General features: G+C 67.3%; 27 protein-coding genes and 2 pseudogenes. 15 read left to right on the top strand and 14 right to left on the bottom strand.

From position 1 onward, the window contains the following. Window positions 1-69 precede the first annotated feature (69 nt). From IE88_RS0105505 to IE88_RS0105495, 3 genes are read left to right on the top strand one after another with little or no spacing between them, the layout of a single operon-like run. A complete protein-coding gene (locus tag IE88_RS0105505; RefSeq protein ID WP_031551329.1) occupies window positions 70-1,290 on the top strand; it encodes a hypothetical protein in 1,221 nt (406 codons plus the stop codon). Then, the gene (locus IE88_RS0105500) at window positions 1,265-2,347 is read left to right on the top strand and encodes a substrate-binding periplasmic protein (RefSeq protein WP_081871460.1); all 1,083 of its coding nucleotides are present in this window, start codon (window positions 1,265-1,267) and stop codon (window positions 2,345-2,347) included. Before IE88_RS0105505 ends, IE88_RS0105500 begins: the two co-directional genes overlap by 26 nt. After that, a complete protein-coding gene (locus IE88_RS0105495; RefSeq protein ID WP_031551323.1) occupies window positions 2,347-2,940 on the top strand; it encodes a CBU_0592 family membrane protein in 594 nt (197 codons plus the stop codon). Before IE88_RS0105500 ends, IE88_RS0105495 begins: the two co-directional genes overlap by 1 nt. On the opposite strand, the gene rlmN is transcribed toward IE88_RS0105495, so the two are convergent. From rlmN to IE88_RS18835, 3 genes are all read right to left on the bottom strand, one after another. Further along, the gene (rlmN, locus tag IE88_RS0105490; RefSeq protein WP_031551321.1) at window positions 2,891-4,039 is read right to left on the bottom strand and encodes a dual-specificity RNA methyltransferase RlmN; all 1,149 of its coding nucleotides are present in this window, start codon (window positions 4,037-4,039) and stop codon (window positions 2,891-2,893) included. The two genes, IE88_RS0105495 and rlmN, sit on opposite strands and share 50 nt — an antisense overlap. 124 nt (window positions 4,040-4,163) lie before the next feature. Continuing rightward, window positions 4,164-4,370: a helix-turn-helix domain-containing protein gene (locus IE88_RS0105485; RefSeq protein WP_031551318.1), complete on the bottom strand. Its 207-nt coding sequence runs from the start codon at window positions 4,368-4,370 to the stop codon at window positions 4,164-4,166. A gap of 116 nt (window positions 4,371-4,486) precedes the next feature. Continuing rightward, window positions 4,487-4,612 (bottom strand): hypothetical protein, encoded by a 126-nt coding sequence (locus IE88_RS18835; RefSeq protein ID WP_272945598.1) that lies wholly within the window; start codon window positions 4,610-4,612, stop codon window positions 4,487-4,489. Between the two features lie 93 nt (window positions 4,613-4,705). Between IE88_RS18835 and rdgB the strand changes: the two genes are divergently transcribed. Beyond that, complete coding sequence (gene rdgB, locus IE88_RS0105475) at window positions 4,706-5,317, top strand: RdgB/HAM1 family non-canonical purine NTP pyrophosphatase (RefSeq protein ID WP_031551314.1); 612 nt, start codon at window positions 4,706-4,708, stop codon at window positions 5,315-5,317. Then, on the top strand, window positions 5,314-6,444 hold the full coding sequence (hemW, locus tag IE88_RS0105470) for a radical SAM family heme chaperone HemW (protein WP_031551311.1): 1,131 nt from the start codon (window positions 5,314-5,316) through the stop codon (window positions 6,442-6,444). The genes rdgB and hemW overlap by 4 nt, the downstream gene beginning before the upstream one ends. Before the next feature lie 12 nt (window positions 6,445-6,456). Here the strand turns inward: hemW and IE88_RS0105465 are convergent, their stop codons facing one another. Beyond that, the gene (locus IE88_RS0105465) at window positions 6,457-8,331 is read right to left on the bottom strand and encodes a response regulator (RefSeq protein WP_051881545.1); all 1,875 of its coding nucleotides are present in this window, start codon (window positions 8,329-8,331) and stop codon (window positions 6,457-6,459) included. An 88-nt stretch (window positions 8,332-8,419) separates the two neighbouring features. Beyond that, window positions 8,420-9,061, bottom strand: a complete 642-nt coding sequence (locus IE88_RS0105460; RefSeq protein WP_031551305.1) for an ATP-binding protein — start codon at window positions 9,059-9,061, stop codon at window positions 8,420-8,422. 61 nt (window positions 9,062-9,122) lie between these two features. Here IE88_RS0105460 and IE88_RS0105455 point away from each other — a divergent pair, with 61 nt between their 5' ends. Then, window positions 9,123-9,578: a hypothetical protein gene (locus IE88_RS0105455; protein ID WP_031551301.1), complete on the top strand. Its 456-nt coding sequence runs from the start codon at window positions 9,123-9,125 to the stop codon at window positions 9,576-9,578. A 34-nt stretch (window positions 9,579-9,612) separates the two neighbouring features. Here IE88_RS0105455 and IE88_RS17790 read toward each other — a convergent pair whose 3' ends face one another. Continuing rightward, window positions 9,613-9,807, bottom strand: a complete 195-nt coding sequence (locus IE88_RS17790) for a hypothetical protein (RefSeq protein WP_081871459.1) — start codon at window positions 9,805-9,807, stop codon at window positions 9,613-9,615. Window positions 9,808-10,216: 409 nt separating this feature from the next. On the opposite strand from IE88_RS17790, the gene IE88_RS0105450 reads away from it, so the two are divergent. Together IE88_RS0105450 and IE88_RS0105445 are read left to right on the top strand one after the other, a co-directional pair. Then, window positions 10,217-11,134: a hypothetical protein gene (locus IE88_RS0105450; RefSeq protein WP_156032398.1), complete on the top strand. Its 918-nt coding sequence runs from the start codon at window positions 10,217-10,219 to the stop codon at window positions 11,132-11,134. Further along, window positions 11,134-11,409 (top strand): hypothetical protein, encoded by a 276-nt coding sequence (locus IE88_RS0105445; protein WP_031551295.1) that lies wholly within the window; start codon window positions 11,134-11,136, stop codon window positions 11,407-11,409. Before IE88_RS0105450 ends, IE88_RS0105445 begins: the two co-directional genes overlap by 1 nt. On the opposite strand, the gene IE88_RS0105440 is transcribed toward IE88_RS0105445, so the two are convergent. Further along, entirely contained in the window at window positions 11,406-12,365 is a 960-nt protein-coding gene (locus tag IE88_RS0105440; protein ID WP_031551292.1) for an IS1595 family transposase, read from the bottom strand. The two genes, IE88_RS0105445 and IE88_RS0105440, sit on opposite strands and share 4 nt — an antisense overlap. Window positions 12,366-12,460: 95 nt before the next feature. Here IE88_RS0105440 and IE88_RS0105435 point away from each other — a divergent pair, with 95 nt between their 5' ends. The 3 genes from IE88_RS0105435 to IE88_RS18065 are packed head-to-tail and all read left to right on the top strand — an operon-like array spanning window position 12,461 to window position 13,433. Beyond that, complete coding sequence (locus IE88_RS0105435) at window positions 12,461-12,757, top strand: DUF6471 domain-containing protein (protein ID WP_031551289.1); 297 nt, start codon at window positions 12,461-12,463, stop codon at window positions 12,755-12,757. Between the two features lie 9 nt (window positions 12,758-12,766). Continuing rightward, window positions 12,767-13,231, top strand: coding sequence for a hypothetical protein (locus IE88_RS0105430; RefSeq protein ID WP_031551288.1), 465 nt, complete (start codon window positions 12,767-12,769; stop codon window positions 13,229-13,231). A gap of 1 nt (window position 13,232) precedes the next feature. Continuing rightward, on the top strand, window positions 13,233-13,433 hold the full coding sequence (locus tag IE88_RS18065; protein WP_156032396.1) for a hypothetical protein: 201 nt from the start codon (window positions 13,233-13,235) through the stop codon (window positions 13,431-13,433). 37 nt (window positions 13,434-13,470) lie between these two features. On the opposite strand, the pseudogene IE88_RS0105425 reads toward IE88_RS18065, so the two are convergent. Then, window positions 13,471-14,391 (bottom strand): annotated as a pseudogene (locus IE88_RS0105425) (YifB family Mg chelatase-like AAA ATPase); the annotation flags it as partial. 179 nt (window positions 14,392-14,570) lie between these two features. Here IE88_RS0105425 and IE88_RS0105420 point away from each other — a divergent pair. Continuing rightward, window positions 14,571-16,352 (top strand): autotransporter domain-containing protein, encoded by a 1,782-nt coding sequence (locus tag IE88_RS0105420; RefSeq protein WP_031551286.1) that lies wholly within the window; start codon window positions 14,571-14,573, stop codon window positions 16,350-16,352. 77 nt (window positions 16,353-16,429) lie between these two features. Here IE88_RS0105420 and IE88_RS16335 read toward each other — a convergent pair. The 6 genes and pseudogenes from IE88_RS16335 to rsmI form a co-directional block, all read right to left on the bottom strand. Then, window positions 16,430-17,841, bottom strand: a pseudogene (locus IE88_RS16335) (alkaline phosphatase). Window positions 17,842-18,212: 371 nt separating this feature from the next. Beyond that, window positions 18,213-19,577, bottom strand: a complete 1,365-nt coding sequence (locus IE88_RS0105410) for a hypothetical protein (RefSeq protein ID WP_031551285.1) — start codon at window positions 19,575-19,577, stop codon at window positions 18,213-18,215. Between the two features lie 124 nt (window positions 19,578-19,701). Next, window positions 19,702-20,664 (bottom strand): glutathione synthase, encoded by a 963-nt coding sequence (gshB, locus tag IE88_RS0105405; protein ID WP_031551284.1) that lies wholly within the window; start codon window positions 20,662-20,664, stop codon window positions 19,702-19,704. Window positions 20,665-20,682: 18 nt separating this feature from the next. Next, window positions 20,683-21,249 carry a BON domain-containing protein gene (locus tag IE88_RS0105400; RefSeq protein ID WP_051881544.1) on the bottom strand — a complete coding sequence of 189 codons (567 nt, stop codon included), beginning with the start codon at window positions 21,247-21,249 and terminating at the stop codon, window positions 20,683-20,685. 121 nt (window positions 21,250-21,370) lie between these two features. Then, window positions 21,371-21,733: a YraN family protein gene (locus IE88_RS0105395; RefSeq protein WP_031551278.1), complete on the bottom strand. Its 363-nt coding sequence runs from the start codon at window positions 21,731-21,733 to the stop codon at window positions 21,371-21,373. Then, a complete protein-coding gene (rsmI, locus tag IE88_RS0105390; RefSeq protein WP_031551275.1) occupies window positions 21,730-22,569 on the bottom strand; it encodes a 16S rRNA (cytidine(1402)-2'-O)-methyltransferase in 840 nt (279 codons plus the stop codon). The genes IE88_RS0105395 and rsmI overlap by 4 nt, the downstream gene beginning before the upstream one ends. A gap of 124 nt (window positions 22,570-22,693) precedes the next feature. On the opposite strand from rsmI, the gene IE88_RS16330 reads away from it, so the two are divergent. The 3 genes from IE88_RS16330 (at window position 22,694) to trhA (ending at window position 26,121) form a co-directional block, all read left to right on the top strand. After that, window positions 22,694-24,100, top strand: coding sequence for a penicillin-binding protein activator (locus IE88_RS16330; protein WP_036766631.1), 1,407 nt, complete (start codon window positions 22,694-22,696; stop codon window positions 24,098-24,100). A gap of 70 nt (window positions 24,101-24,170) precedes the next feature. Then, a complete protein-coding gene (locus tag IE88_RS0105380) occupies window positions 24,171-25,289 on the top strand; it encodes an ion channel (protein ID WP_162178301.1) in 1,119 nt (372 codons plus the stop codon). A gap of 103 nt (window positions 25,290-25,392) precedes the next feature. Further along, the gene (gene trhA, locus IE88_RS0105375; protein ID WP_051881542.1) at window positions 25,393-26,121 is read left to right on the top strand and encodes a PAQR family membrane homeostasis protein TrhA; all 729 of its coding nucleotides are present in this window, start codon (window positions 25,393-25,395) and stop codon (window positions 26,119-26,121) included. Window positions 26,122-26,143 lie beyond the last annotated feature (22 nt).

The raw sequence follows: 26,143 nt of genomic DNA, 5'->3' as shown, positions 1-26,143 counted from the left end.
CCGCGTCTTGAGGCACGGTTAAGCCTCGCGCGTTAGGGCGGCGGGGGGCCGTCCAGCGAAGGAGGGGGGATGCAGTTCCAGACCTATGCGCCGATCTCGACCGCGCTGCATTTGCGCGTCGGCTGCGATCCGCGCGCCTCGTCCTATCGGCGGGTTCTCGACGCGCTGCCGGAGGATGACGGAACCTTCCGCGTGCCCAACCGCGCAGCGCTCGCGGCGGCGGAGTTCGAGGACCTGTCCGAAGACGGCTACGACCTGCGCCTCGCCGTCTGGACGCCGCCCGCGAAAGAGGGCGAGGCGGCGATCTGCTATCACATCTATCAGACGGGCGTGACCATCGCCGAGACGGTGCTGGATATCGAAGGCCCGCCCGATGCGGAGCATCTGGAGCAGGAGGTGCAGCGCCGCACCCGCGCCGTCCTGGCCGCGCATGAAGAGAGGCTGCATGCGCTGCTCCTCGACCTGGCGGCCAGGCTGCCCCGGGACCTGCTGCGCGACGAGCCTCGGGACCGCCTGAGCACGGGCAACTGGATCTCGCGCGCCGCCATCCTGACCGATGCCGACCGCAAGGACCCGGCGGTGGAAGCCTTCGTCGAGGACTGGCTGCGCCACACGATCCGGCCGGAGGACGCCGAGGCCGTCCTCAGCGGGCGCTGCGACCACTCCATGACCTGGCTCAACTATGTCGTGGTACGGACGAGCGAGGAGCGCTTCGAGCAGCTCACCTCGGTCATGCGCATCTCGCAGGCGGTGTGGACGGCGCAGGACCGGCTGAACAAGACGCTGCGCGAGACCCTGTCGGTCAACCTCCACTCGCCGAAGATCCGCGAGGCCGCCGAAGAGCTGCGCGCGGGGCGGGCCCGGATGCAGATGCTCCGCATCCAGTACGAAACGCTCCAAGGCTATATGAACCGCGAAAAGCTGCGGCTGCTCGAAGACATCATGGACGGGTGGGGCTTCTCCCGCCTGATGACGCTCGGCGAACGCATGGTCGCCCTCGCATCCGCCCGCATCGACGAGATCCAGGCCCAGCGCGCCGAGCGCGGCAGCCTCGTCACCGACCTCATCCTCGTCGGCATCGGCCTCATCGCGGTCCTGGAGCTGTCGCTCTACCTGACCGAGTTCAGCCGCGAGATGCTGACCCGGCCCGCGCTCGGCTATAATGACGAGCGGGTGTCGGACATCCTCTCCTTCTTCGCAGGCGTGGACGCCGACACCATGTTCGGGTCCGGCCTCGCCCTCGTGACCATCCTGGGACTGATCTATGTCTACTGGAAGACGCGCCGCTAGCGCTCTCCTCCTTCTGTTGGGCGGGCTCCTCGCCGCGCCGGCCGCCGCGCAGGAGGCGCTGGCGGTCTATACGGACAGCTGGCGGCCATTCGTCAATCCGCAAGGCGAGGAGAGCGGCGCGGCGACCCGCGTGATGCGCCTCGTGGCGACGGAGATGGGCATGGAGCCCGAGATCAGGCGTTTCGACTTCGCCTACACCTACCGCCTCGTGCGCGAGGGGCGGGTGCCTCTGGCCTATCCCTATATCCCGACCGATGCGCGCGAGCGCGAAGTGCTGTTCTCGGAAGAACCGATCCTGTCCATGCGCAGCCGGGTCTATCTGAACCGCCGCTTCCTGTCGCCTGCGGCGTTCTTGGAGCGGGAGGCGGCGGGCACGCTGCGCCTCGGCCGGGTGGCGGGCTATGCCTATGGGCCGACGATCGACGCGCTGATCGCGGCGCAGGACGCGGAGGCCGCCGCCTTCGCCAGCGACCGTGACGCGCTCGCCGCGCTTCTCGCGGGCGAGGTCGATGCCGTGCCCATGGCCGCTCCCGTGGCGCGGGCGAGCCTCGCGCGGGAATTCAGCGCCTACGAGAAACTGGTGCAGGCCGTGCCGGACGTCCAGGACGAGACTCCGCTCCACGCGATCGCGCCGCGCACCCCTGCGGGCGAAGCGCTGATGGCGCGGTTCGATGCCGCGCAGGCCCGGCTCCTCGAGGCCGGCCTCCTCATTCCGGGCGAGACCCTGCCCGCCCCGCTGCCCGACCGCGAACGGGACCGCGGGCGGATCATTCCTGCCGAAGGCTATCCGATCGCGCTCGGACGGCTGCCGGGCGAAGCGGGGAAGGGGGCTTGCGTCGAAACCCCGCCCGAGCGGCGGCAGGAGGGGGGGAAGTTCCCCCTGCCGCCGGGGACCAGCCTCATGATCCTGGCCTGGAGCTGCAGCGCGGAAAGGCCCGGCACCGGCGCGCGGCTCTACCGCACCATGACGGATGAAAGCCTTGTCCTCGTCCTCGACGGGCCCGCGGCGGGCCGCGAGCTCCTGGTCAAGAACATGCACATCGCGCTCGGCCAGTGATGCTGGATCTCATCGGCTGGGCGGGCACGCTTCTCTATCTCGTCAATCACGGCCTCCTCTCGCGCGCTGGCGGGGCGGCGGACAGGCGCTATTACGTCCTGAACCTCATCGCGGCGGCGGCCCTGACCTTCACCTCCGCGATCGAGGCGTCGTGGCAGGCGGTCGGCACCAACGCCTTCTGGACCGTGCTCAGCCTCTACGGGATCTTGGGCCTCGATGACGGCCCGGCGCTTCCCCTTCGGCCGAAATGGCTCCTGCCGCCGCTGGCGGCCTTGGGGGCGGCCGGCATCGCGGCTGCTCCCTTCGCGCCGCTCCTGGGCGCAGAGGCGCTCGGCTGGGCCGGCACGCTGACCTTTTCGCTGTCCTATCTGCTCTTCTCGGCCGGACGCATCGTGCGCAGGGACTTCCTCGGGCTCAATGCCCTCGCCGCGCTCGCGCTCATTCCGATCCTGGCAATCGACGGCAACTGGCCGGTCTTCGGGCTCGAAGTGGCGTGGTTCGTCTTGTCCGTCTGGGGCTGGCGCAGCGTGCGCGGGGTGGCGGCTAGCCCGCCGCAACCCGCTCGCGGCGCAGATCGCTCGCCCGGCGCTTGACGCTCTCGGTCTTGAGCTGCCCGCAGGCGGCGCCGACATCGCGCCCGCGCGGGGTGCGGATGGGCGAGGCATAGCCCGCCCGGTTGATGATCTCGGCGAAGCCCTCGATCCGCTCCCAGTCCGAGCATTCATAGGGGCTGCCGGGCCAGGGGTTGAAGGGAATGAGGTTGATCTTGGCCGGGATGCCCTTCAGCAGGCGGACAAGCTCGCGCGCTTCGGCATCCGAATCGTTCACGCCCTTCAGCATGACATATTCGAAGGTGATCCGTTTCGCGTTCGAGGTGCCGGGATAGCGGCGGCAGGCATCGAGAAGCTCGGCGATCGGCCATTTCTTGTTGATCGGCACCAGCTCGTCGCGGAGTTCGTCATTCGTCGCATGCAGGCTGATCGCCAGCATGGCGTCGGTCCGCTCCCCGAGCGCGTCCATCTGGCTGACGACGCCCGAGGTCGAAACCGTGATCCGGCGGCGCGAGATCGAGATGCCTTGGCCGTCCGAGATGATGTCGATGGCGCTCGCCACGCTGTCCAATGCGTAGAGCGGCTCTCCCATGCCCATGAAGACGATATTGGACAGCTTGCGGTCGTCGCGGCCCGAGGGCCATTCCTCGATGTCGTCCTTGCAGGCCAGGACCTGGCCCACGATCTCGGCCGCGGTCAGATTGCGCACGAGGTTCTGTGTGCCGGTATGGCAGAAGGTGCAGTTCAGCGTGCAGCCCACCTGGCTCGACACGCAGAGCGCGCCCGCCCGGCCGACGCCGGGAATGAACACGGCCTCCGCCTCGATGCCGGGCCCGAAGCGCAGAAGGTATTTGCGCGTGCCGTCATTGGAGACATGCCGCTCGACCATTTCGGGCCGCGACAGGTCATAGGCCCGCGCCATCGCCTCGCGCATCGGCTTGGCGATATTGGTCATCGCCTCGAAATCCGTGGCGCCGTGATTGTAGAGCCAGCCCCAGACCTGGGATGCGCGCATCTTGGCCTTCTTGGGATCAAGGTTCAGGTCCTCGGCGAGGCGCGCGGCCAACTCGGGCCGGGTCAGCCCGATCAGGGTCGGCTTGGCGGCGGCGCGCTGCGGCGCGCGGTCGAGAAGTGTCGGCACGGGCGGCCCCCGGAAATCACGTTGCGGCGAAACTTGCGAAGCGGAACATAAGGTCTCTCATCCGGTTTCGCGAGCGGGGGCCTGTACAGGGAAAGGGCGCCGAAGGCCAGCGGCGCCGGAAGGGTCACTCGTCGTCGAAGACGAGGATGTCGCCCGGCTGGCAGTCCAGCGCGCGGCAGATCTTCTCGAGGGTGGTGAACCGCACGGCCTTCGCCTTGCCGGTCTTGAGGATCGACAGATTGGCAATGGTCACGCCGACCGCATCCGAGAGCTCGGTGAGGGACATGCGCCGTTCCTGCAGCATGCGGTCGAGTTGGACGTTGATGGCCACGGTCGTGAGCGGTTCCTTTCCTTCCCGTAACACCAAATGTGTTGCGGAAGTGCCGGGCCGTTACAAGGCCTTGTTGCCAAGGCGGTGCACGGCCCGGTCTGTTGCGGGGGCCAAGGCTAGACGATCAGCGTCAGGTCGTTCATGGCGCCGAGCACGCCGACGGCGATGAAGACGGTGGCCACGGCGGCGGCGATGTTGGGCACGCTGGACATGACGAGGGCGGGCAGTTTGCTGAGGGACATGGATCGGACTTTCTTTCGGTTCGGGTGACAGGATCGACAAGGCCTCGTCGTTATTCGATATGAGTTTGCCGTTTTTCGATACAAGAGGGCGTTGTGAAAAATTTCGATTCGCGCAGCTTCGACGGCGACCGGCTGGTCCTCGCCAGCCACAATCAGGGCAAGCTGGCCGAGCTGAGGGCGCTGCTTTCGCCTCTTGGAATCAGCGTCTTGTCCGCGGGCGAAGCCGGACTGACAGCGCCCGAAGAGACCGGCGCGACCTTCGAAGAAAATGCAGCGCTCAAGGCGCGCGCTGCGGTCGGGGAGACCGGCCTGCCCGCTCTGGCCGACGATAGCGGGCTGTCGGTCGACGCTCTGGGCGGCGCGCCGGGCGTCTATTCGGCCCGCTGGGCGGCGGCGGACGGCGACCATGCGCCCGCCATCGCCCGGGTGGAGCGGGAGCTCGGAGAACAGGATCCGGCTGCGCGATTCGTCTGCGTGCTCGCGCTCGCCTGGCCTGACGGCCATGTCGAGTTGGCGCGCGGCGAGGCTGCGGGCCGCCTCGTCTTTCCGCCGCGCGGGGAGAGCGGCTTCGGTTACGATCCCATATTCGTGCCCGAAGGCGAGGCGCGCAGCTTCGCGGAGATGACTCCCGGGGAGAAGCGGGCCCACTCGCACCGCTCGCGCGCCATGGCGGCGATGATGGACAGAGTCTTCGCCGCGCGATGAGCCGCCCGACCGGCCTCTACGTCCACTGGCCGTATTGCGCGCGGATCTGCCCCTATTGCGACTTCAATGTCCGGCTGGCCCGGGACGTGGGCGAGGCCGCGTGGGCGGCGGCTTTCCTCGCCGACCTTGCCTATCTGCGCGACCGCCACGGCCCACGCCCGCTCGTCAGCCTCTATGTCGGCGGCGGCACGCCGAGCCTGATGCCGCATTCCGTGCTGGGGGCGCTGATCGAGGCGGCGGACGAGACATTCGGGCTTCTCCCCGGCGCCGAGGTGACCCTCGAAGCCAATCCGAACGACGTCGCGCCCGCCGCGATCGCGGCGTGGCAGGCGGCGGGCGTCACCCGGCTGTCGCTCGGCGTGCAGAGTTTCCAGAACGAGGCGCTGGCCTTTCTTGGCCGGGATCACGATGCGGAGCAGGCGCGCCGGGCGATCGACCTCATGCTGGGCGGGTTCGAGCGGTCCACCTTCGATCTCATCTATGCCCGCCCCGGCCAGGGCCTCGCGGAATGGGAGGCGGAGCTGAAGACGGCGCTCTCGACCGGCATCCTTCATCTCTCGCTCTACCAGCTCACCGTGGAGCCCGGCACGGCCTTCGGCCGCGCCGTGGAGCGGGGGCGCTGGCAGCCCGCGCCGGAGGGGCTGAGCGCGGACAGCTACGCCTTGACGGATGCGGTGACGCGGGCGGCGGGCCTGCCGCTCTACGAAGTGTCGAGCCATGCGGCACCCGGCCATGAGGCCGTGCACAATGCTCTTTACTGGGCCGATGCCGACTGGCTCGCCATAGGGCCCGGCGCGCATGGGCGGCTGACGACCGAGGGGAGGCGGATCGCGACGGAAGGGCAGCGTTCGCCAGCGCGCTATCTCGCCGCCGCGCCCGAGGAGCGCCTCGCCGAAGAGCCGCTGTCGCGCGAGGACTGGCTCACCGAGAGGATCGCGGGCGGCCTGCGTCCCGCCGCTGGCCTGCCCCTGGCCGAGCTCGGCGATGCCGCGCCGCTCGTCCGGCAGGCGGCAGCGCCTCTTCTGCGAGACGGGTTCCTGGTGCTGGAGGAGGGGCGGCTCGCCGCCACGGCCGAGGGGCGCCTCGTCCTCGATGCGCTGACCCTGGAACTCAGCGCGGCGCTGTGAGCGCGCGGGGCGTCAGCTCGCTTCCTGCGTCTCGCCTTGCGCCTCGCCCGTCCAGCGTTCGATCATCGAGAGGAGGTCGCTCGGGTCGAAGGGCTTGGAGAGGAAGTCGTTCATGCCCGCTTCGAGGCAGGTCTCGCGGTCGGCCCGCATGGCATTCGCCGTCAGCGCGATGACCGGCAGGCGGGCGCTGGCCGGGTCCGGCAGGTCGCGCAGGCGGCGCGTCGCCTCGAGCCCGTCCATGACCGGCATGTGCATGTCCATCAGGACGATGTCATAGGGCGCCTGCGACAGGGTCTCGAGCGCTTCCTGGCCATTTCCGGCGACGTCGACGTGGTGGCCCGCACGCTTGATGATCGCGGTCGCGAGAACCGCATTGATCTGATTGTCCTCCGCCAGAAGGACCCGGCGCTTCGCGCCCTGCCGCTTGGGCGCCAGTCCGGCGGCGTCGAGCCGCTGCTGCGGTTTCAGTTCCTCGCCCTTGGTCACCAGCCGTTCGGCCAGGCTGGCCTGGCGGATCGGCTTGATCAGATAGCCGTCGAAGCCCGCGCGCTTGAAGGCCTCGAGCCGGCCGCGCGCCAGCGGCGACAGGAGGACGAGCGCATGGTCGGCGGCCTTGGTCAGCTTCTGGCCGGCGGCTGCCGCGATCGGCAGGTCGCAGAGGAGGGTCGCCCGGCCCTCGCGGGCGAGCGCGGCGGCGGCCTCTTCGGCCGTCTCGACGAAGACCGTCCGCCTCACGCGCAGCGCGTCGAGCTTGAGGGCGAGGGCCCGGCGCAGGATGGGCGATGCGGTCGCGACGACGACGCTGTTCTCGGGCGCGGTGAAGGTGCCGCCCGGCTCTGCGCTGACGGCTTCGAGCGGAACGGTGAAGGTGAACTCGCTGCCTTCGCCGACGCGGCTGTCCACGGTGATCCGCCCGCCCATGGCCCCGACAATGCGCTGCGCGATCGTCAGGCCGAGGCCGGTGCCCTCATATTGCCGCGCGCGGGTCTCGTCGGCCTGCGCGAACTCCTCGAAGATCTTCTGGGCGGCGGCCTCGGTGATGCCGATGCCCGAATCGCGCACCACGAACCGCATCGCGGTCCGGCCATCGGGCAGGGTGTCGCCGTGCAGCTCGATGATGACGCCGCCTTCCTCGGTGAATTTCACGCCATTGCCCGCAAGGTTCAGCAGCACCTGGCGCAGGCGGCCTTCGTCGCCGCGCAGGCGGGCGGGCACCTTTGGCGAGACGAAAGAGGCGATTTCGAGATCCTTGTGCGCCGCGCGCGGAGACAAGAGTTCGGTCACGGACTGGACGAGGGCGGCCGGATCGAAGGGGTGATCGTCGAGCTCGAACTTGCTCGCCTCGATCTTTGAGTAGTCGAGAATGTCGTTGATGAGCCCCAGCAGGGCCGAGCCGCTTTCGCGCACGGCTTCCGCATAGGCTTTCTGATTGGGGTCGAGACCTGTATCGAGCAGGAGGCCCGTCATGCCGAGAATGCCGTTGAGCGGCGTGCGCATCTCGTGGCTCATGGTGGCCAGGAAGCGCATCTTGCTTTCGGAGGCATCGGCCGCCGTCTTGGCCAGCGTCTTGAGGTGCTGCCAGCTCTCCCGGTCCCGCGTGACATCGAGGCCCAGCCACAGCGTGCCGGTATCGATCTCCGAGGGCCGCCATTCGATGAGGCGCCGGCCTTCTTCGAGCTCGATCGCCGTGGTGAACCGGCCGTCATCGCCGGCCTTCTGGCGCATGGGCGAGAAGCCCTGCGGCATCGCGGATTCGTGGAACGGCTTGCCGAGCAGATCCCGGTCCAGTTCCTCCATGCAGGCGTTCGTGCGCACGACGAGGCCGGCCTCGTCGGTCAGCACCGCGAAGAGAGACAGCCGGTCGAGGAGGTCTTGAGAAGGTGTCATGGGCTACCGTGCGCTTCGCCGTGCACTGTGCCCCGGAAGGCTTGCTATTCCGTTGCAGGGCCGCCCTCTGACGCTTCTGTGAAAAGTTTCAGACCGATAGGCTCTGGCCTTGGCCCGGCGAGGGCACGCCGGGCTCGCGCCGGCGGAAGCTGATGGCCTCCGCGATGTGGCGCCGGCGGACCGCATCGACGCCGTCCAGATCGGCGAGGGTCCGCGCGACCCGCAAGGTGCGGGTATAGGCGCGGGCCGAAAGCGACAGGGTCTCGCAGGCGCGCACGAGCAGGGCGGTTCCGTCTTCGTCGGGCTGGGCGACGCGCGCCAGCTCGGTCTCGCCCAGCGCCGAATTGAGCGGGGCCAGCCGCTCTTCCGCCGAGCGCTCTTCTTGGGCCGCCCTCGCCGCCGCCACGCGCGCGGCCACGACCGCCGTGCCCTCGCCATCGGCCGGACGGGCGAGGTCGAGCGCGCTGACCGGCGGGGTGTCGATCGCGATGTCCATGCGGTCGAGGAAGGGACCCGAAACGCGCGACTGGTATTTCGCCTCGCAGTCCCTGCCCTGGCCGCAGGCGCGTCCCGACGCCTTTCCGTGACCGCAGCGGCAGGGGTTCATCGCGGCGACGAGCTGGAAGCGGGCGGGGTAACGCACATGCGCATTGGCCCTCGCGATCATGACGTCTCCCGTCTCCAGCGGCTGGCGCAGGCTGTCGAGCACCTGGCCCGAGAACTCCGGCATTATGGAGCAAACTCACCAGATAAGGTGATGACATAACCATCAATGGTGAGTAGCTTGGGGCATGACCTATGAACGCCCCAACACCGTCTCCGGTCTGGTCGCCAAGCATAAGGAGCTGTGCGACCTCCGCGACCGCTACAAGGCCGAGATAAAGAAGCTCACGGTGGACATAGACCACCTGGACGCCTGCATTCGCCTGTTCGATCCGAACGCCGACACCTACGCCATAAAGGAGTACGTGACGAAGTACCGGGCCGAGAAGGGGCAGGTGAAGCGCTTCGTGCTCGCGCAGTTCCGAGAAGCGGACGGGCCGCTCACGTCCCGCCAGATCACCGAGGCTTGGGCGAAGGATCGCGGCCTAGCCGCCGACGACGCGACGCTCACCACACTCCGGAAGCGCATCGGCGCCTGCATCAAGGCCTGCAAGGAGCAAGGGCTGGTCGAAGGCGTCGGCATGACAACCGATCACGACGCGCATGGGCCTTACAAGCTGTGGCAGGTACGCGAGAGCGGATAAGAAATGGGGCGCCCCGCGGGGCGCCCCTGTCTTCTCACGCTGCGGGAGGAAAGTCGTCCGGCAGATCATTCGCGGGCGGTATTGCCGAGAACTTACGTCCTGACTTCACGTCCGCAACACGCCCAAAGTTCAGGCCAAAATACGACGTGATACGTGCGTAGTTATAGCCTTCGCTCAGGGCCTTCTTAATCACCGGCACCATTTCCGGCGTGAGTTTCTGGTCTTGCATAACGTGCCTTTCTGCACGCTGCGCAACCACTCGGCGGTTGACGGATTCTCCGGAAAGGTGGAGAACCGTATTGCTTATGTGTCCGCCAAGCGGTCACGGGTTACGGGCTGCGACCATCGCAGCTCGATAGGCGTCGGGCGAGGTCGGGGACAGGATACCAGCCTGCCCCCTCCCTTCACGCCCTACGGCGCTGCCAACATGGTGGGGTGTAGAGACCCTGCCATGTCGCGGCCTTAGTTATGGGCATCGCAATCTTCCTCCTTACTGATACCCAGCGCGATTCGTTTCGCGCTGGGTCTCTTTACATGCGACTCCTCCAGCGCCGCAACCCCTTCCGCCGTTTTTGCTGATTGCGCCACTGCGCCATTTCCGCTAACTCCGCGGTTGACGTCAGGAAGCGAGTAAAAACATGGCCCGTGGCAGAAGCCCGAAATACCCGAACCTACCCCTGCGAAAAGCAATCGAGGCAGCATCAGCGGTGTTCTCGGCCGACCGCAGCAATCCGGTAGATCGGGAGGTGGTCGCGAAGCACATGGGGTACAGCGGGCTGACCGGGACTTCCGACAAGGCCATGAGCAGCGTGATGCAATATGGACTGCTCGAAAGAGTCGCGAAGGGGGAGGTCCGCGTATCTGCGCTCGCGCAGGACATCATCATTCCAGAGAACGAAGAGCAGCGCCGGGAAGCCCTTCGAAAGGCGGCCAGTCATCCGCCATTGTTCAAGATGATTGCGCAACGGTTTCCCGACGGCCAGCCGTCAGACGACGCCCTGCGCACATATCTTCTTCGTGCGGAGTTTCTTGACCGGGCAATCGGCCCCGCTGTTGCCGCTTACCGCGACACACAAGCATTTTTGCAGCAAGAGAACGCGATGGACAGTGGTGGAAACACCTCCAGGCCGGAGGCAGATTTGCACCCGTCGGAGGCCAGAGCGGCCCCTGACCGCGACCTCTCTATAGGTGCTTACGTTCAGTGGGAACCTAACGGCGTCGCGCAGTTCAACCCGCCTCGACGGGTCCGGGCCATTTCTGATGACAAGGCTTGGGTCTTCGTCGAGGACAGTGAGACAGGTGTTCCCATGTCTGAATTGTCTATCGCGACACCGGCCGCCGCCGAGAGGTCTCAACCGCCAACGATGCCTCTGCCCGCAGAGGACGCCACACCGAAAGCAGGAAGCCGTCGCGCGGTGTTCCCGCTGTCAGAAGGTGACGTGTCGATCGTCTTTCCAGAAGGCCTCTCTAGGGATGGCTTGGAGGAGCTTGATGCCTACTTGCAGATCTTCCTGAAACGCGAGTGGAAGCGTCACAACGATACGGAGGCACAGTAATGGCCTACTATGTTGTTAAAATACGCCTTCGCGATCCTGACTACCTTATGCCGCCAATTGTTGTGAATGTCGGGACTGAGGACGAGGCCTATGAGCTGACGAAATATTATCATCCTTCCTCCGCGGATGAGGTAAAAATCGCTGCTGTCAGGCCGGATGTGGCAGAGGCGGCCTACGGCGCCATCCCACTAGGAAAGGGCATGATTGCCAATGATTGGGTATGGTCCGAAGCCGCGGCGTCGGAACTTGGCGGGGTGAAGATACTCGAAGGCTAGGCTCTCCGTTGCCAGTACCCGCACCACGCCGCCGACTTCGGCGCTACCGCCGCAGCACTCACGAGCATGGCGAACTGGTTGCCGTTGGATTGGCGGCGCGCGTCCTCGCGCCACGCCATTTCGTCGGCGTAGGCGCTGAGATAGTCGCCAGCGATGTGGTGGTGCGTCCCGACCTCGGCGCGGCGCAGACGGCTGAAGAAGCTCTCGGCTTGGTTGGTGCAGGCGCCGTCCGCCGAGTAGGCCTTCTGGTGGTTGATCCGCTTTATCGGGAAGTAGGCCGCCAGCTTGTCCCAGTGCGAGGCTTCGTCCGCGTGGACAGTGGCATCCTTCGCGACATTGGCGCGAGCGATGGCGACACCTTCGGCTTCGGCCTTGCCGACATGCGTGACGGTGCGGCCGCCGCGCTCGCGCACGGCGATGACGACCTGACGCTTGCCGTTCTGGTGGACCTTCTTGCGGCGGTCCTTCCGGTCCTCGCGCTTGTTCGCAGGCTTCACATAGCCGCCGAAATAGGCGCCATCGACTTCCACGTTGCCTTTGAGGGCGCCTTCCTGGCGGGCCAGCTTTATGGACTCGCGCAGCTTGTGCAGGAGCACGAAGGCGGCCTTATAGTCGCAACCGAGGTCGCGGGAGAGCTGAAGGGCGCTGTAGCCCTTGGCGCCGTTGGTGAAGATCGCGATGGCGCCGAGAATATCGCGCAGGCTGAGCTTGCGGCTGTGGAAGATGGTGCCTGAGGTCAGGCTGAACTGCTTCGTGCAGGCCTTGCACTTCCAAACCGGGCGGCTCTTGAGGTCATAGTGCTCGGTGCCGCCGCAGGCGGGGCAAACCGGCTCGCCGTCCGTCTCTGCCCAGCGGATCGACCGGAACGCCTTGGCCGCTTCCGCGTCGGACATGCGGAGCACCTTGATCAGCGAGAGGGTCTTCGCGGCGGGGGAGAGCAGGAAGTGTTGAGCCATAACCAATCACCATATTTGGTGATAACCAGATACGGTTAGACCTAGGCCGCGTCAAGTGCTATCTCACCAAAGAAGGTGAGAAAAGGTACACCGGCATGAGCACCGCGACCGCGTCGAAGCGCAGCAAGCCGCCCGCGCCCTCCAAGCGCAAGGACGATCCTGTGCTTCAAGAATATGAGGAGCGGGCCAAGGCGACGATAAGAGCCGCGATGAAGGAGCGGGACGCCGACATGAAGGCGCTGACCGAAGGGCTGGCCGCGCTCGGCGTGCGAATCAGCGAAGGCGGGCTCGCCAACAAGATAAGCCGGGGCAGCTTCTCCGCCGCTTTCCTGCTTCAGTGCCTCGACGTGCTGGGTGTGGCGCCCCCGGACGCCCTGGGCCGGGAGAAATAATACCTCTTTATGACGCTTCTTGAGCATGCAACGGCGCTTGGGGATGTATTGCGCGCAATCCCGGCCCCGACCGAAGAATGGAGTGAGATTGTTGGCCACCTCGCCTGGCCGGTGACTCTCATCCTTTTTGCCTCACTCCTGCGGAAGGAAGTTCAATCTGCAGCGGGCACGATAGCCAGACGGCTCGAGACGGACGACATTGAGGCCGGAGGCTTCAGGATGAAGTCCGGGGACTCGCAATACGACCTTGGGGACGATGAAGATGACCATGCAGAGCCTGATCTATTCGGGCATGAATCAGACATAATAGAGACTATATTTGAATTTCTTTCTATTGAGGGGAATTATTCACGGCTCGTTGACTGGATGGAAGCCAACCTTGACAAAGGCCATTCTATAGACGATTTTCTAACAGCGACAGAATTCGCCGATGAACGTTTGCGTTTTGTTCAGCATGTTGTCAGGGGAGGGTGAGGTGAAAAAGAAGGTATTTACCAACGTTTCAGCGAAAGCCGCCGAAGGCATCAGGCGTGTTTATGAAAAGCAGGGCGCTGAAGTTGAGATCTACGCTCGGCACAGCGGCAAATCGACGGTCGTCGTTCGCTTCCATTCTCCGAGATCATGGTTTGGATTGCTGGGGGGCGGACCGCGTAAGCGCGAAAAGGCCGCCGCCTAGCTAATCACCTTATTTGGTGAGTTTGCTCCATAATGCCGGAGAACTCCGGCAGCTCGTCGAGGAAGAGGACGCCTCTATGCGCGAGGCTCGCTTCGCCGGGCTTGGCCCGCATGCCGCCGCCGACCATGGCCGCCATGGAGGCGGAATGGTGCGGCGCGCGGAAGGGGCGGGCGCGGCTCAGCCGCCCTTCCTCGATCAGGCCGGCCACGGACTGGATCATCGACACCTCGAGCATCTCCCGCGGCGTGAGCGGCGGCAGGAGGCCCGGCAGGCGGGCGGCCATCATGGACTTTCCCGATCCGGGCGGGCCGGTCATCAGGAGGTTGTGCCCGCCCGCCGCGGCGACTTCGAGCGCGCGCTTGGCGGTCTCCTGCCCCTTCACCTCGGACAGGTCCGGCACGTTCGCGCCGGAGGCGAGCTCTCCGGGCTCGGGCGGGGAGAGGACCTGCGTCCCCTTGAAGTGGTTGGCGAGCTGGATCAGCGATTTCGGGGCCAGCACTGCCGCGCCGTCGCCCGCCCATGCGGCCTCCGCGCCGGACCCTTCTGCGCAGATCAGGCCGAGGTCGAGGCCGTTGGCGGCAACGGCCGCGGGAAGGGCGCCCGCCGTCGGCTCGATCGTGCCGTCGAGGCCGAGCTCTCCGATGACCGCATAGCCTTCGGCCGCATCGGCGGGCATCGCGCCCATCTCGACCATCAGCGCCACCGCGATCGGCAGGTCGAAATGGCTGCCCTCCTTGCGCAGATCGGCGGGCGCGAGGTTCACCGTGATCCTCTTGGGCGGCAGGCCGAGGCCGATGGCGGAGAAGGCGGCGTGAATGCGCTCGCGCGATTCCGAGACGGACTTGTCGGGCAGGCCGACGATGAAGAAGGCGGGATTGCCGCCCGAAAGCTGGCATTGGACAGAGACGGGCTTCGCCTCCACGCCCTCGAAGGCGAAGGTTGTAACGCGGCTGACCATGACGAATCCTCGCTGCCCGGGCTGCAACCTGTCCGAGAGTGCGGGCGCAGGGCAAGCGCAGTCTGCGGCGAATCGCGCAGCCTCCTCACAACCTTGACGATTCCTCGCTCCTATCCTCACAGTCGCCGCAATACCGGCGTCCAAGAACGACAAACGCGCCGGTCAGGGAGGAACGGGACGTGAGGAACGACAAGAAGAAGGATTTCGCGGTGAGGCTGGCGCTCACCGGGGCGGCGGCGCTTCTGGCGCCTATCATGCCCGCGGCGGCGCAGACGGCCGGTTTCGACCGGCAGATCACCTTCGGCGACAGCCTGTCCGATGGCGGCGCCTATGCGGCCTTCGTGCCCCCGGGCGCAGGCAGCTTCACGACCAATCCCGATCCCGTCTGGGTCGAGGTGCTGGCCGGGGGGCTCGGCCTGACGCTCGATCCCGCTTCGCAGGGCGGCCTCAACTTCGCCGAGGGCGGCGCGCGCGTCGCAACGCCACAGCCGCCGGGCCTCTTCACCCAGACCAATATCGCCGCGCAGATCGACGGCTATCTCGCAGGCGGCGGAACCTTCTCGGCCACCGACATCGTCACCCTGCAAGGCGGAGGCAACGACATCTTCGCGCTGCAAAGAGGGGATGCGACGCTGGCCGACATCGATCAGGCCGGCCGCGACCTCGCGGCGCTGGCCCAGCGCGTGGTCGATGCGGGCGCGGGCACGCTCGTCCTCGCCAATGTCCAGACGCTCGACCTCTTCAATCAGCCCTTCGAGGCGGCGCTGGCAGAACAGGGCACAAACGCGCTCTTTCTCGACGTGGACGGCCTCTATGGCGAGATCGCCGCGGATCCCGCCGCTTTCGGCTTCACCAATCTGACCGATCCCGCCTGCACGACGTCGAGCTCGCTCAGCTGCCTGCCGGGCGATTACGTCACCGCGGATGCGAACGAGACCTATCTGCTCGCCGACAGCGTCCACCCGGCGGGCCGGGCGCAGGCGATCCAGGGAAACATGGCGCTCGCCGCCGTGCTGGCGCCCGCGCAGATCGGCCAGCTCGCCTATGTGGGCGAGGCGGAGCTGCTGCGCACCGCGTCGGCGGCGGAAACCCTCGCCAGCGCGGAAGGCGCGCCGGGCCTTCTGCGCCTGATCGGCGGGGTCAGCTATGGCAGCTTCGAGATCGCCGGGGACCAGCAGCGCGTCGGCCTCGAGGACGACAGCTGGACCTTCCGTGCCGGGATCGAGGCGGAGAAGGAGGCGGTGCTGGGCTTTACGAGCCTCGGGACGGGGCTCTTCGTCTCCTACGGCCTCGGCGATGGCAGCTTCGGTCAGGGACGCGGCGGCTATGACAGCGAGAGCCTGACCGGCACGCTCTACATGCGCGGCAAGCTCGGCGGGCTGCGCCTGCGGGGGCAGGCCACCTATGGCGAGATGCAGTTCGACGAGGTCACGCGCGCGGTCGCGCTGACCGACGACCTCACCCGCTTCGAGATGGGCGATACGCAGGCGGAGCTGTTCGGCGGCTCGGCGGAAGCGGCATTCGCCCTCGTCGATCTCGCCATATCGGTCTCGCCGCTGGTCGGTATCTCCTATGTCGATGTGCAGATGGACGGCTATGCGGAGGAAAGCGGCACCGCGACCGCCATCGCCTTTTCCGATACGGATTTCTCGGCGACGCGCGGCTATGCGGGGATCGAGGCGCGGGGCGGCCTTCTGGGCGTAGAGCCCTATCTCCGCGTCGCCTATTTCGAAAACCTGGGCGATGACGACGAGCGGCTGATCACGGTGACGCCCGAGGGGGCGCCGGTCAGCTTCACCACCGGCGCCTATACGGCCGATGACAGCTATGTCGGCTTCGAGGGCGGCGTGTCGTTCGAGCCCGTCGGCGGCATCGGCCTCGCCTTCGGCGTCAGCGGCCAGGCGGAGCGGGAGGATATCGACCGGCTGAGCGCGACGGCGCGGCTCTCCTTCACGTTCTGACCGCCTGAAGAAAAGGTCCGGCCACGCATGAAGGGGCGGCGGATGCGCCGCCCCTTCGCTTTCGTCCCGAGCCCGCTTCAGCGGCGGCCGCGGCTCTCGCGGGCCGAGTTGCGGCGACCGGCGTCGCGGGCGCGGCGCAGGCGTTCCGCCGTCTCGACCTTGCGATCGAGCGCGAGCGACTCGTTCATCACGTGGTAGATGTAGTTCTGCTCGACCGTGCCGTCGAAGAGATAGGCCTTCGGCCCGCCCGCATAGATCGCGACATCCTGCCCGCCATGCGTCTCCGAGCCGGCCGGGACGAGAGCGGTCTGGTTGTAGTTCTTGTCCGTGACCGGAACGCCCGCATCGCGCGGATCGGGGCGGACGGTCGGCGTGTCGAAGAAGGGCGAGGAGCCGCCATTCGCATAGGCGAGGGTGGTATAGGGCTTGCCGTCCGCGGCCAGAACCGGACCCGGCAGCGGCTCTCCCGCCGCATCGACCGTGTCGGCCATGCCGAGTATGTCGTTGTCGAGCGTCGGATAGCCGGCCATGGTGAAGACGTGGCCGTGGTCGGCAGTCACGATGACCAGCGTGTCGTTCAGGTCGACCTTGGCGAGCGCCGCTTCGATCCCGTCGTCGAAGGCCTCGGTATCGCCGAGCGCCCGGGCGGCGTTGACGCCGTGGTGGGCGTGGTCGATCCGGCCTGCTTCGACGACCAGCATGTAGCCGTCGCGGTTCTGAGAGAGGTTGTCGATGGCGTAGGACGTCATCTCGGCGAGGCTCGGCTCGCCGCCCGCGCTGTCGTCGCGGTCGAGCTCGTATTGCAGATGGCTCGACTCGAAGAGGCCCAGCACCTTCGCATCCGCCGGCAGCGCCTCGAATTCGCCCTTGGTGAAGACGGAGTAGTGGTTGGGCGATTTCGCTTCCCACTCGGCGGTCAGGTCGCGGTTCACACGGCGGCCCGAATCGCCTTCGGGACCTTCCTGCCCGGAGGTGAGGAAGTTGCGGCGGCCCCCGCCGGGGGCCAGCTCGATGCCGTCACCCCAGGGAAAGTCGATCAGCTGCGAGGCGATGTCCGGGCAGTCCGTGCCGCCAGGCAGGCCGTCCAGATTGATGTCGCCGTCATTCTCAAAATTGCGTTCGACGACCTGGGCATAGGTCGCGGCGGGCGTCGCATGGGTGATGCGCGCGGTCGAGATGACGCCGGTGGACAATCCCGCGGCCTCGGCCAGGCCGAAGATCGGCGTGAGCTTGTTCTCTTCCGGTGCCGTGCAGTCGCCGCGCGTCGTGATCGGCAGATAGTTGATGAGGCCCTGCTTCGTCTTCACCCCCGTGACCATGGCGGTCATCGTGCCGGCGCTGTGGGAACCTGGACATTGGTGTTGTAGGTCTTGGACAGCGCGACATGGGGCAGGGTCTCGAAGTCGAGGATATTGCGCACGCCGGGCAGGTCGTCGCCGTCACGCTGGCCTTCATAGATCCGGCCTGCGGTCACCGTCGTCGGGCCCATGCCGTCGCCGACGAAGAGGATCACGTTCTTCGCGGTGCCGTAGATCGGCCGCTTGGCGCGGTTCGCTGCGAGCGCATCCTGCGCCAGGTCCCAATATTCTGACTGCTGACGGGCGTCTGCGAGATCGGGCGCGTCCTGAGCGCCGGCGGTCGCGGTGAAGGCGAGGAGGCTCGCCCCCAGCGTAAGGATCGTTTTGTGCACGGATGGTCTCCCGGGGTTTGGTGACGCGGCCGTGATAGTGCCATTGTGTGACAGTTGAACGAATAAGAGAGAAGTAAAATCAGCAAGAAGCGCAAGTATTTCGCATATAGTGAAAACAAAAGAGCCCCGCGGAAGGATGTCCGCGAGGCCCTGAATCTTTGCAGTCTTTCTTAGCTGCGGCGGGCGCGGCGGCGGAGGAGGCCGCCGAGGCCGAGGGCGGAGGCGAAGAGGGGCAGGGCGCCCGGAAGCGGGATCGCTTCGGCAAGCTCGTTCAGAGAATAGAGCTCGCCTTCGATGTCGAAGAGCTCGAACCCCGTGAAGACGATGATGCTCGTCGAGCCGTCGGTATTGCGGAAGGTCAGCTCGGTCGCATCCGCGAAGGCTTCTGACATGGCGATGCCGACGATGTCGCCGAGCGTGGTGGCGAGGTCGAAGCCGATCAGGTCCTCGCCTTCCCCGCCATCGAACAGCGTGCTCTCCGTGCCGCCGACAAATGCGCCGAAGAGGCCGTCCAGATAGACGTCGTCATCGCCCGCGCCGAGGGACACCGATCCGTCCATGACCGCGCCGCCTTCGATCGCGAACATGTCGGATCCTTCGCCGAGCAGCACGTCTCCTTCGATCGTGCCGCCGGAGAGGAGGTCGACGATGTCGTCGCCCCGGTCGAAATCGATGCCGATGCCGCCCGTGCCGGCGATCAGTCCGGCATTGGAGACGACGTGGCCGCCCGTGTTTCCGCGATCCTCGAGAATGCCGATCTCGCCGCGGATCGTGCCGTCATTGACGATCTCGACGCTGCCTTCGCCCTCGTCGACATCGATGCCGGCTTCGGCGCCGTCTTCGGTTGCGGTCAGGCCCCGGGCGCGCGATTCGATGAGGCCGCTTTGCGCGTTGAAGATCGTGCCGCTGTCGATGTCGATGCCGTCGCCATTGATCAGGCCGCCATAGATCGTGCCGTAATTCGCGATATCGCCGTTGAGCTGGACCTGGACGCCGTCCTCTCCGCCAGAGGCGATCAGCGCGCCCTCTTCATTGGTGACGAGCGCATCGTCGCCCGCTTCGAAGACTTCGTCGTAAGCGGTGATCGAGCCGTAGTTCTCGAGCGTGCCCCGATTGCCGGTGCCGAGCACGACGCCCCGATTGCCGTCGCCGTCGCCGCCTTCGATCGCGCCGAAATTGACGACGGTGATGTCGTCGAGCTCGTCGCCGTCCACGGCGTCGTCTGCGGCCGTGATGGTGCCGTCATTGACGAGCGTGCCGCCCGCGCCGAGCACGACGCCATCCTCGCCCGCCTCGATCAGGCCCTGGTTCTCGACGCGGGAGTCCATGCCCTCGAGCACGACGGCATCCTCCTCGGCGGAGACCGTGGCGGCGGGGACCACCGAGAGGATCGCGCCGTCGGCATCGGTCTCGAACCCGTCCGTATCCGTACCGGTGCAGACGATGGCGGAGCCATCCTCTTCGCATTCGGCATGGGCCGGCGTGGCCAGAAGGAAGGCAGGCAGGAAAGTCGACAAGAGAAGTGCGCGGCGCATGGGGATCTCCCTCAGGTTACGCCCTGCGCCTATGTGGTTTCCTTAACAGTTTCTTGACGCGATGTGAGATTCGTATGCGGAGCGCACGGCGTGCGCGGAAGTGCGCACATCGTGCACTGACGGATCACGCCTTGGCGCGTTCGGTCCAGTCCCAGAAGAGGGCGGCGAGGTCCGGACCGCCGAAGCGGCGCAGCTCCTGAACGCCCGTCGGGCTCGTCACGTTGATCTCGGTGATGAGGCCGCCGATCACGTCGATGCCCGTCAGGACGAGGCGCCGCCGCTTGAGCTCGGGGCCGATCGCGGCGCAGATCTCCCGGTCGCGCGCCGACAGCTCTGCCGCCTCGGCCCGCCCGCCCACATGCATGTTCGAGCGGGCCTCGCCTTCGGCCGGGACGCGGTTGATCGCGCCGACGGGTTCGCCGTCGAGCAGCAGGATGCGCTTGTCGCCCTGGCGGACAGCCGGAAGATAGCCCTGCGCGATCACCGGAACGGGGCCGCCGAGCGCGTTGGGCGGGGTCAGGAACATCTCGAGGAGGCTGGCGAGGTTCTGGTCGTCCGGGCGCAGGCGGAACACGCCCGCTCCGCCATTGCCGTAGAGCGGCTTGACGATGATGTCCCCGTGCTCCTCGCGGAACTCGCGGATGGCGCGCGGATCCGCCGAGATCAGCGTCGGCGGCATGAGCTCGGGGAAGTCCATGACGAAGATCTTCTCGGGCGCGTTCCGGATCTCCGCCGGATCGTTGAGCACGAGCGTCGTCTCGGGCAGCGCCTCGAGGATGTGGCAGCCGGTGATATAGGCCATGTCGAAGGGCGGGTCCTGGCGGATCAGGACGACATCGGCCTCGGACAGGTCGCGCAGCTTCGCCTCGCCATAGCGGACATGGTCGCCCTGCTCATGGGTCAGTTCGATCACTTCGTGGGCGAAGGCGCGGACCTTTCCGCTTTCGAGGCGCAGGGTCTCGACGCCATAGGTCCAGACCCTGTGCCCGCGCGCCAGCGCCTCATGGGCAAGGGCGAAGGTCGTATCCCCCCGGACCTGCACCCCGTGCATGGGGTCCATCTGGATGCAGATGTCGAGTCCGGGCATGGGGTATCGCTTTCCGTGTCAGCGCTGCGTGCGGCGGCGGGGATCCCCCACATAGGCGACATGGCTGACGACTTCACGCACGCCGGGCACCGCTTCGGCCTGCGCGATCACGCGCTGGAGCTCGTTGGGGCCCTGCGCGACGCCGAGCAGGTAGACGATGCCCTGGCTGACGACGATCTGATAGTTGTTCCGGTAGATGCCGCTATCGGTGAGGAGCGCGGCGCCGAGCCGCTGGTCGATCAGCGCGTCCGCCGCGCCCTGCCGCATCGAGGTCTGTTCGGCGACGCGGACTTCGTCGATCACCTCGCCGACCCCGCCGACGCGCCGCGCCTCGGCGAGAAGCGCCTGATGGGTGGCCTGGTCCGGGACGGTGCCCGCGAGGAGCAGGCGCCCCTCGAAGACGGAGACGTCCACATCCGAGGTGTCGATGTCGCGATTGGCGAAGAGCCGGCGCTTCATGCTGAGATCGGCGCCGACATCGTCGATGCCCGCGCCGAGCGTGCGGTTCTGCACGCAGCCTGTGGTCATGCCGAGCGCGGCGAGGCCGCAGAGCAGGGTGCGAACGGGAAGAGTGCGGTTCTGCATATGCGTCTCCGGTCGGGACAGCGGCGCGCGCAGGAGCGCCGGGGGAATTGCGCGTCCTCCCATTATCCCTACCGGCGGGTTAAGGAAGCGCGAAAATTCGTAATCATCCTGCCGGTCGCGCTCAGGACCGCCAGGCATCGGCGTGATGGCGGGGCAGGGCGCCGGCGACGGTCACGATGTCGAAACGGACAGGCGCATCGAGCGTCCGCAGCCTCTGCGCCTGCCATGCGGTCGCCGCGGCCTCGATCCGGCGGCGCGCCCTCGGCGTGACGGACAGGAGGGCGGCCGCGTGATCGGCGCGCGCCTTCACCTCGACAAAGGCGACGAGGCGTCCGCGCCGGGCGATCAGGTCGATCTCGCCCGCATGGCAGCGGAAGCGGCGCTCGAGGATGCGGTAGCCCTTGAGGCGCAGGAGGAGGGCGGCAAGCGTCTCGGCCCTCCGGCCGGCGCGCTCGGCCGCGACGCGGCTCGCCTTCGCCCTCAAGGCTTCAGGGCGAGCGCGCGGGCATAGAGGTCGCGCTTTGGCAGCCCCGTGCGCTTGGCGACCATCGATGCGGCATCCTTGACCCTGTGTCCGGCCAGCGCCTCGCGCAGAAGGGCGTCGATATCCGCCTCGCTCGGCGCGGCATCCGGGGCGGGGGGATGGATGATCAGGACGATCTCGCCCTTGGTCGGGCTCTCGGCGAAGCGGGCGGCGAGATCCGCCGCATCGCCCTCGACGACCTCCTCATATCGCTTGGTCAGCTCACGGGCGACGGCGACGGTGCGGCTTCCGAGGCTCTCGGCGATATCGGCGAGCGCGCTTGCGAGGCGCGGGGCGGTCTCGAAGAAGAGAAGCGTTTCCTGCCGGTCCGCCAGCGCGGAGAGCGCGCTCTTCCGCGCCGCCGTCTTGGCGGGCAGGAAGCCATGAAAGCTGAACCGGTCGGTCGGCGCGCCCGAGACGCTGAGCGCGGTCAGGGGCGCGGAGGGGCCCGGCACCGCATGGATGCGGATGCCGCGCGCCCGCGCCTCGCGCACCAGCTTGTAGCCGGGATCGGAAATCAGCGGCGTGCCCGCATCCGAGACGAGCGCCAGCGCTGCGCCCGCTTCGAGGCGGTCGAGAATGCCCGGCCGGACGCTCGCGCCATTGTGGTCGTGATAAGGCTGGAGCCGCGCCTCGATCCCGAAGGCGGAGAGGAGCTTGCCGGTCACCCGGCTGTCCTCGCAGAGAACGGCGTCCGCGCCGCGCAGCACGCGCAGCAGGCGCGCGCTGGCATCGCCGAGATTGCCGATCGGGGTCGCGGCGACATAGAGGCCGGGTTGCAGAGGTGTGTCTTCCACGCACCAGCTCTGCTCGCCTGCGCAAACGCCGTCAACAGACAAGGGCTTGCCGCCTTCCGCGCGATTGTCGCTGCGGGGAGCCTGCCCTATGGTTGCGTTCAAAAGCATTTCGCGAGGGATACCCATGACATCACGGCGCGGCGGTTTCCGCCTGACGGCGCTTGCGCTCGGCCTCCTGGCGCTCGGCGCCTGCGAGACGCCGCGGGCGCCCGAGCGGCTTCCCACGCCCCGGCCGGAGGTCACGGCCCGCCCCGCAACGCCGCCCGAACGCGATCCGGATGCCTTCGCGACGGTGCCGACGCAGCAGCGCGACGAGGTCGTGCGGGTGGCGCTCCTGCTGCCCTTCACCTCGACCTCGGACAATGTGGAGACCGTCACCGCCGCCATGCTGAAGGCGGCGCAGATGGTCGCTTTCGAGAGCGACAACGAGCAATACCTGCTGATCCCCAAGGATACCGGCGGCACCGTCGACGGCGCCTATGCGATGGCGCGCGAGGCGATCCAGGAAGGCGCCGAGATCATTCTCGGCCCGCTCTTCGCCGATTCGGTCGAGGCCATCGCGCCGCTCGCGCGGGCCTCGGACGTGCCGGTGATCGCCTTTTCCTCGGATTCGACCGTGGCCGGGGACGGCATCTACCTCCTCAGCTTCCCGCCCGAGGACGAGGTCAGCCGCGTCACGGATTACGCGGTTTCGCAGGGCTATGCCCGCTTCGGCATGATGGCGCCCTATACCGAGTTCGGCGACCGGGTGGCCCGCGCCTTCTCAAGCGAGGTCTATGAGCGCGGCGGCGAGCTCGTTCACACCGAGCGCTATGAGCGCTCGGCGGACGCGATGATGGAGCCCGCGCGCCGCCTCGCCGAATATGCCGCCGAGGAATTCGTGCCGAGCTATCCGGACGAGCCCGATTACAGCGATCCGGGCCGCGATCCCGAGGCCGAGCGCCGCGACTATGGCGACGAGGCCTATGACGCGCCCTATTTCGAAGAGCGCTATGACGTGCCTCCGGCCGAAGAGGGAATCGTCGGCCTGCCCAATGGCCCGGATGTCGGCTTCCAGGCGGTCCTCCTGCCCGAGCAGGGGCGCCTCCTGCGGGCGCTCGCGCCGCTTCTGCCCTATTACGACGTGGATATCCGCGAGGTGAAGCTGCTCGGCCTCTCCTCCTGGAACAACCCGCTCCTGACCCGTGAGCCCGCTCTGCGCGGCGGCTGGTTCGCGGCCCCCGACCCCGCGCTCGCCGAGGGCTTCAAGCAGCGCTACGAGCAGGCTTACGGCGAGGTGCCGCCGCGCCTTGCGAGCCTCGCCTATGACGCGGCGCTGCTGACCGCGCGCCTCTCCGAACTGCCGCCGCGCCAGCGCTTCGCGCCCCAGACCATTGCCAATCCGAACGGCTATCTCGGCGCGGACGGGCTGTTCCGCCTGATGGAGGACGGCACCGTCGAGCGCGGCCTCGCCATCCTCGAAATCCGGCCTTCCGGCATTGCCGTGGTCGACCCGGCGCCGAGGAGCTTCGCGCCCGCCCAGGGGTATTGAAGGGGCTGCAAGCAGCCTGCGGGCGGAACCATCGCCCCGGGCGCGGCATTGGCGGGCCATGCTCCGCACGATGTCCGCCTGTCTTCTGCTCTTCTGGATCGGCCTGTCCGCAGCCTCGGCGCAGACAGGCGATCCGCGCCGCTCCCAGCCTGCCGGAGAGGAGGGCCCCGCCTTCGAGGCGCGGCTCGACGCGCCCTCGGCGCCCTTGCGGGTCGGCATCGCCGAACGCCCGCCTTTCTCGCTGCGCGGAGAGGACGGCACCTGGCAGGGGCTGGCGGTCAATCTCTGGCGCACCGCCGCCGAGGATCTGGGCTTCGACTACGAATTCGTGGAGCTGTCCGAGGACGGCCTCATCGACGCCGTCGCCGACGGGCGGGCGGATGTCGCCCTGCCGGTCTATGCGACGAGCGAGGCCGCAGAGCGGGCGGACCTCGTCTTCCCCTTCTACACGGCCACGCTCGGGGTCGCCGAGCAGCCCTCGAACTCGTTCGTCGACACGGTGATGAACCTCTTCTCCTGGCAGTTCCTGCGCATCATCCTCTATCTCTCCGTCCTCCTCCTGATCGTCGGGGCGATCGTCTGGCTGCTCGAGCGGCGGCGCAATGACGACCAGTTCGACCGGTCCTGGCTCAAGGGCCTCGGCGACGGGTTCTGGTGGGCGGGCGTCACCCTCACCACGATCGGCTATGGCGACAAGGCGCCCCGGACGACGAGCGGCCGGGCGGTCGCCATGCTGTGGATGCTGATCGGCCTCTCGGTCAGCGCCGCGCTGACGGCGGCGGTGGTGTCGGCGACGGATATCCGGTCGCGGAGCACGGACGATCTCGCCGCCTATGTCGGCAAGAAGACCGTGGGTGCCGTTCCGGGCACCGGGGCCTTCGACTATCTGGACCTCAGCGGAAAGGCGCCCCGGCGCTTCGACACGCTCGGCGCGGGGCTCGAAGCCGTTGCGGACGGCGAGATCGACATGTTCGTGCACGCCGCGCCGGCTCTGCGCTTCACCGCGCAGGGGCGGGGAATGAACCTCGACGTCTCAACGACCAGGGCCGAACCCTTTTTCGTCACCATGGCCGTGCGCGACGACGACGCGCTCGCCGAGACGCTTGAGCGGGCGGTCGTGACCCGCGCGACGACCAGCGCCTGGTGGTCCCATGTCGACCGCTGGATCCCGGAGGGCCGCCAGAGATAGCCGGGCGATCACGCTGTTGCGAGAAGGGAACAGTCCGGCATGGCTTCTGCTTCTTAACGGATCGTGAAAGCGGGGAGGGGCCGAGCGCCTATAGGATGAACCCATGAGCACAGCGAGGACACCGACCGCACCGGCCCTGACATCGACCAAGAGCCGCTTCGCCAATGCCGCCGAACGCGCGCATACGGCGGCAGAAGAGGCCTGGCACGCCGCGACCCACGGCATCGGCATCCCGCTCGCGGTCACCGCGCTCGTCTTTCTCGTCCTCAAGGCCCATGCCAATGCCGGCGCGGCGGAGATCGCGGCCGTGTCGATCTATGGCGGGTCGGCCATCCTGCTCTATCTCGCCTCGACCGTGTATCACGCGGCGTTCGGATCGGCCTTCCAGCCTTTCCTCGGGGCGCTCGACCATTCGGCGATCTATCTGAAGATCGCGGGGTCCTATACGCCCTTCGCGGTGATCACGCTGCCCGGCGGCACGGGGCGCGCCATCCTGATCGCGGTCTGGGCGGTCGCGGCGATCGGCATCGCGCTGAAACTGGTCGCCCATTGCCGGTCGAGCCTCCAGCAATGGGAATGGCTGTCGCTCGCGGCCTATGTCCTGATGGGATGGATCGGCATCTTCGTGATCGGCCAGCTCTTCACCGGCCTGCCGCTGGCGGGCTTCGTCTGGCTGATCGCGGGCGGCGTGTGCTTCTCGGTGGGCGCTGTCTTCTATGCTTGGAAGCGGCCCTGCTACACGCACACGGTCTGGCACCTCTTCGTGCTGGCGGGCAGCGCCTGCCATTTCATCAGCATTTACGGCTTCGTCCTGCCGAGCGAGGTGGCCTGACCGCCGACGCTCCCGCGCCGGC

The organism is Parvularcula oceani (assembly GCF_000733125.1).
Lineage (GTDB): Bacteria > Pseudomonadota > Alphaproteobacteria > Caulobacterales > Parvularculaceae > Parvularcula > Parvularcula oceani.
Note: the sequence above shows the minus strand (reverse complement) of the source record. Positions and strands in the feature narration are given on the sequence as shown.

Excerpts from the sequence above, each read along its gene's own strand:
- IE88_RS0105450 (WP_156032398.1), top strand. The coding sequence starts at position 10,217 with ATGGCCCGTGGCAGAAGCCCGAAATACCCGAACCTACCCCTGCGAAAA.
- gshB (WP_031551284.1), bottom strand. The coding sequence starts at position 20,664 with ATGCCCGGACTCGACATCTGCATCCAGATGGACCCCATGCACGGGGTG.
- IE88_RS0105435 (WP_031551289.1), top strand. The coding sequence starts at position 12,461 with ATGAGCACCGCGACCGCGTCGAAGCGCAGCAAGCCGCCCGCGCCCTCC.
- IE88_RS0105410 (WP_031551285.1), bottom strand. The coding sequence starts at position 19,577 with ATGCGCCGCGCACTTCTCTTGTCGACTTTCCTGCCTGCCTTCCTTCTG.
- IE88_RS0105505 (WP_031551329.1), top strand. The coding sequence starts at position 70 with ATGCAGTTCCAGACCTATGCGCCGATCTCGACCGCGCTGCATTTGCGC.
- IE88_RS0105495 (WP_031551323.1), top strand. The coding sequence starts at position 2,347 with ATGCTGGATCTCATCGGCTGGGCGGGCACGCTTCTCTATCTCGTCAAT.
- IE88_RS0105460 (WP_031551305.1), bottom strand. The coding sequence starts at position 9,061 with ATGCCGGAGTTCTCGGGCCAGGTGCTCGACAGCCTGCGCCAGCCGCTG.
- IE88_RS0105440 (WP_031551292.1), bottom strand. The coding sequence starts at position 12,365 with ATGGCTCAACACTTCCTGCTCTCCCCCGCCGCGAAGACCCTCTCGCTG.
- trhA (WP_051881542.1), top strand. The coding sequence starts at position 25,393 with ATGAGCACAGCGAGGACACCGACCGCACCGGCCCTGACATCGACCAAG.
- IE88_RS0105500 (WP_081871460.1), top strand. The coding sequence starts at position 1,265 with ATGTCTACTGGAAGACGCGCCGCTAGCGCTCTCCTCCTTCTGTTGGGC.
- IE88_RS0105455 (WP_031551301.1), top strand. The coding sequence starts at position 9,123 with ATGACCTATGAACGCCCCAACACCGTCTCCGGTCTGGTCGCCAAGCAT.
- IE88_RS0105445 (WP_031551295.1), top strand. The coding sequence starts at position 11,134 with ATGGCCTACTATGTTGTTAAAATACGCCTTCGCGATCCTGACTACCTT.
- IE88_RS0105400 (WP_051881544.1), bottom strand. The coding sequence starts at position 21,249 with ATGCAGAACCGCACTCTTCCCGTTCGCACCCTGCTCTGCGGCCTCGCC.
- IE88_RS16330 (WP_036766631.1), top strand. The coding sequence starts at position 22,694 with ATGACATCACGGCGCGGCGGTTTCCGCCTGACGGCGCTTGCGCTCGGC.
- IE88_RS0105380 (WP_162178301.1), top strand. The coding sequence starts at position 24,171 with ATGTCCGCCTGTCTTCTGCTCTTCTGGATCGGCCTGTCCGCAGCCTCG.
- IE88_RS0105465 (WP_051881545.1), bottom strand. The coding sequence starts at position 8,331 with ATGACACCTTCTCAAGACCTCCTCGACCGGCTGTCTCTCTTCGCGGTG.
- hemW (WP_031551311.1), top strand. The coding sequence starts at position 5,314 with ATGAGCCGCCCGACCGGCCTCTACGTCCACTGGCCGTATTGCGCGCGG.
- IE88_RS17790 (WP_081871459.1), bottom strand. The coding sequence starts at position 9,807 with ATGCAAGACCAGAAACTCACGCCGGAAATGGTGCCGGTGATTAAGAAG.
- IE88_RS0105430 (WP_031551288.1), top strand. The coding sequence starts at position 12,767 with ATGACGCTTCTTGAGCATGCAACGGCGCTTGGGGATGTATTGCGCGCA.
- IE88_RS18835 (WP_272945598.1), bottom strand. The coding sequence starts at position 4,612 with ATGTCCCTCAGCAAACTGCCCGCCCTCGTCATGTCCAGCGTGCCCAAC.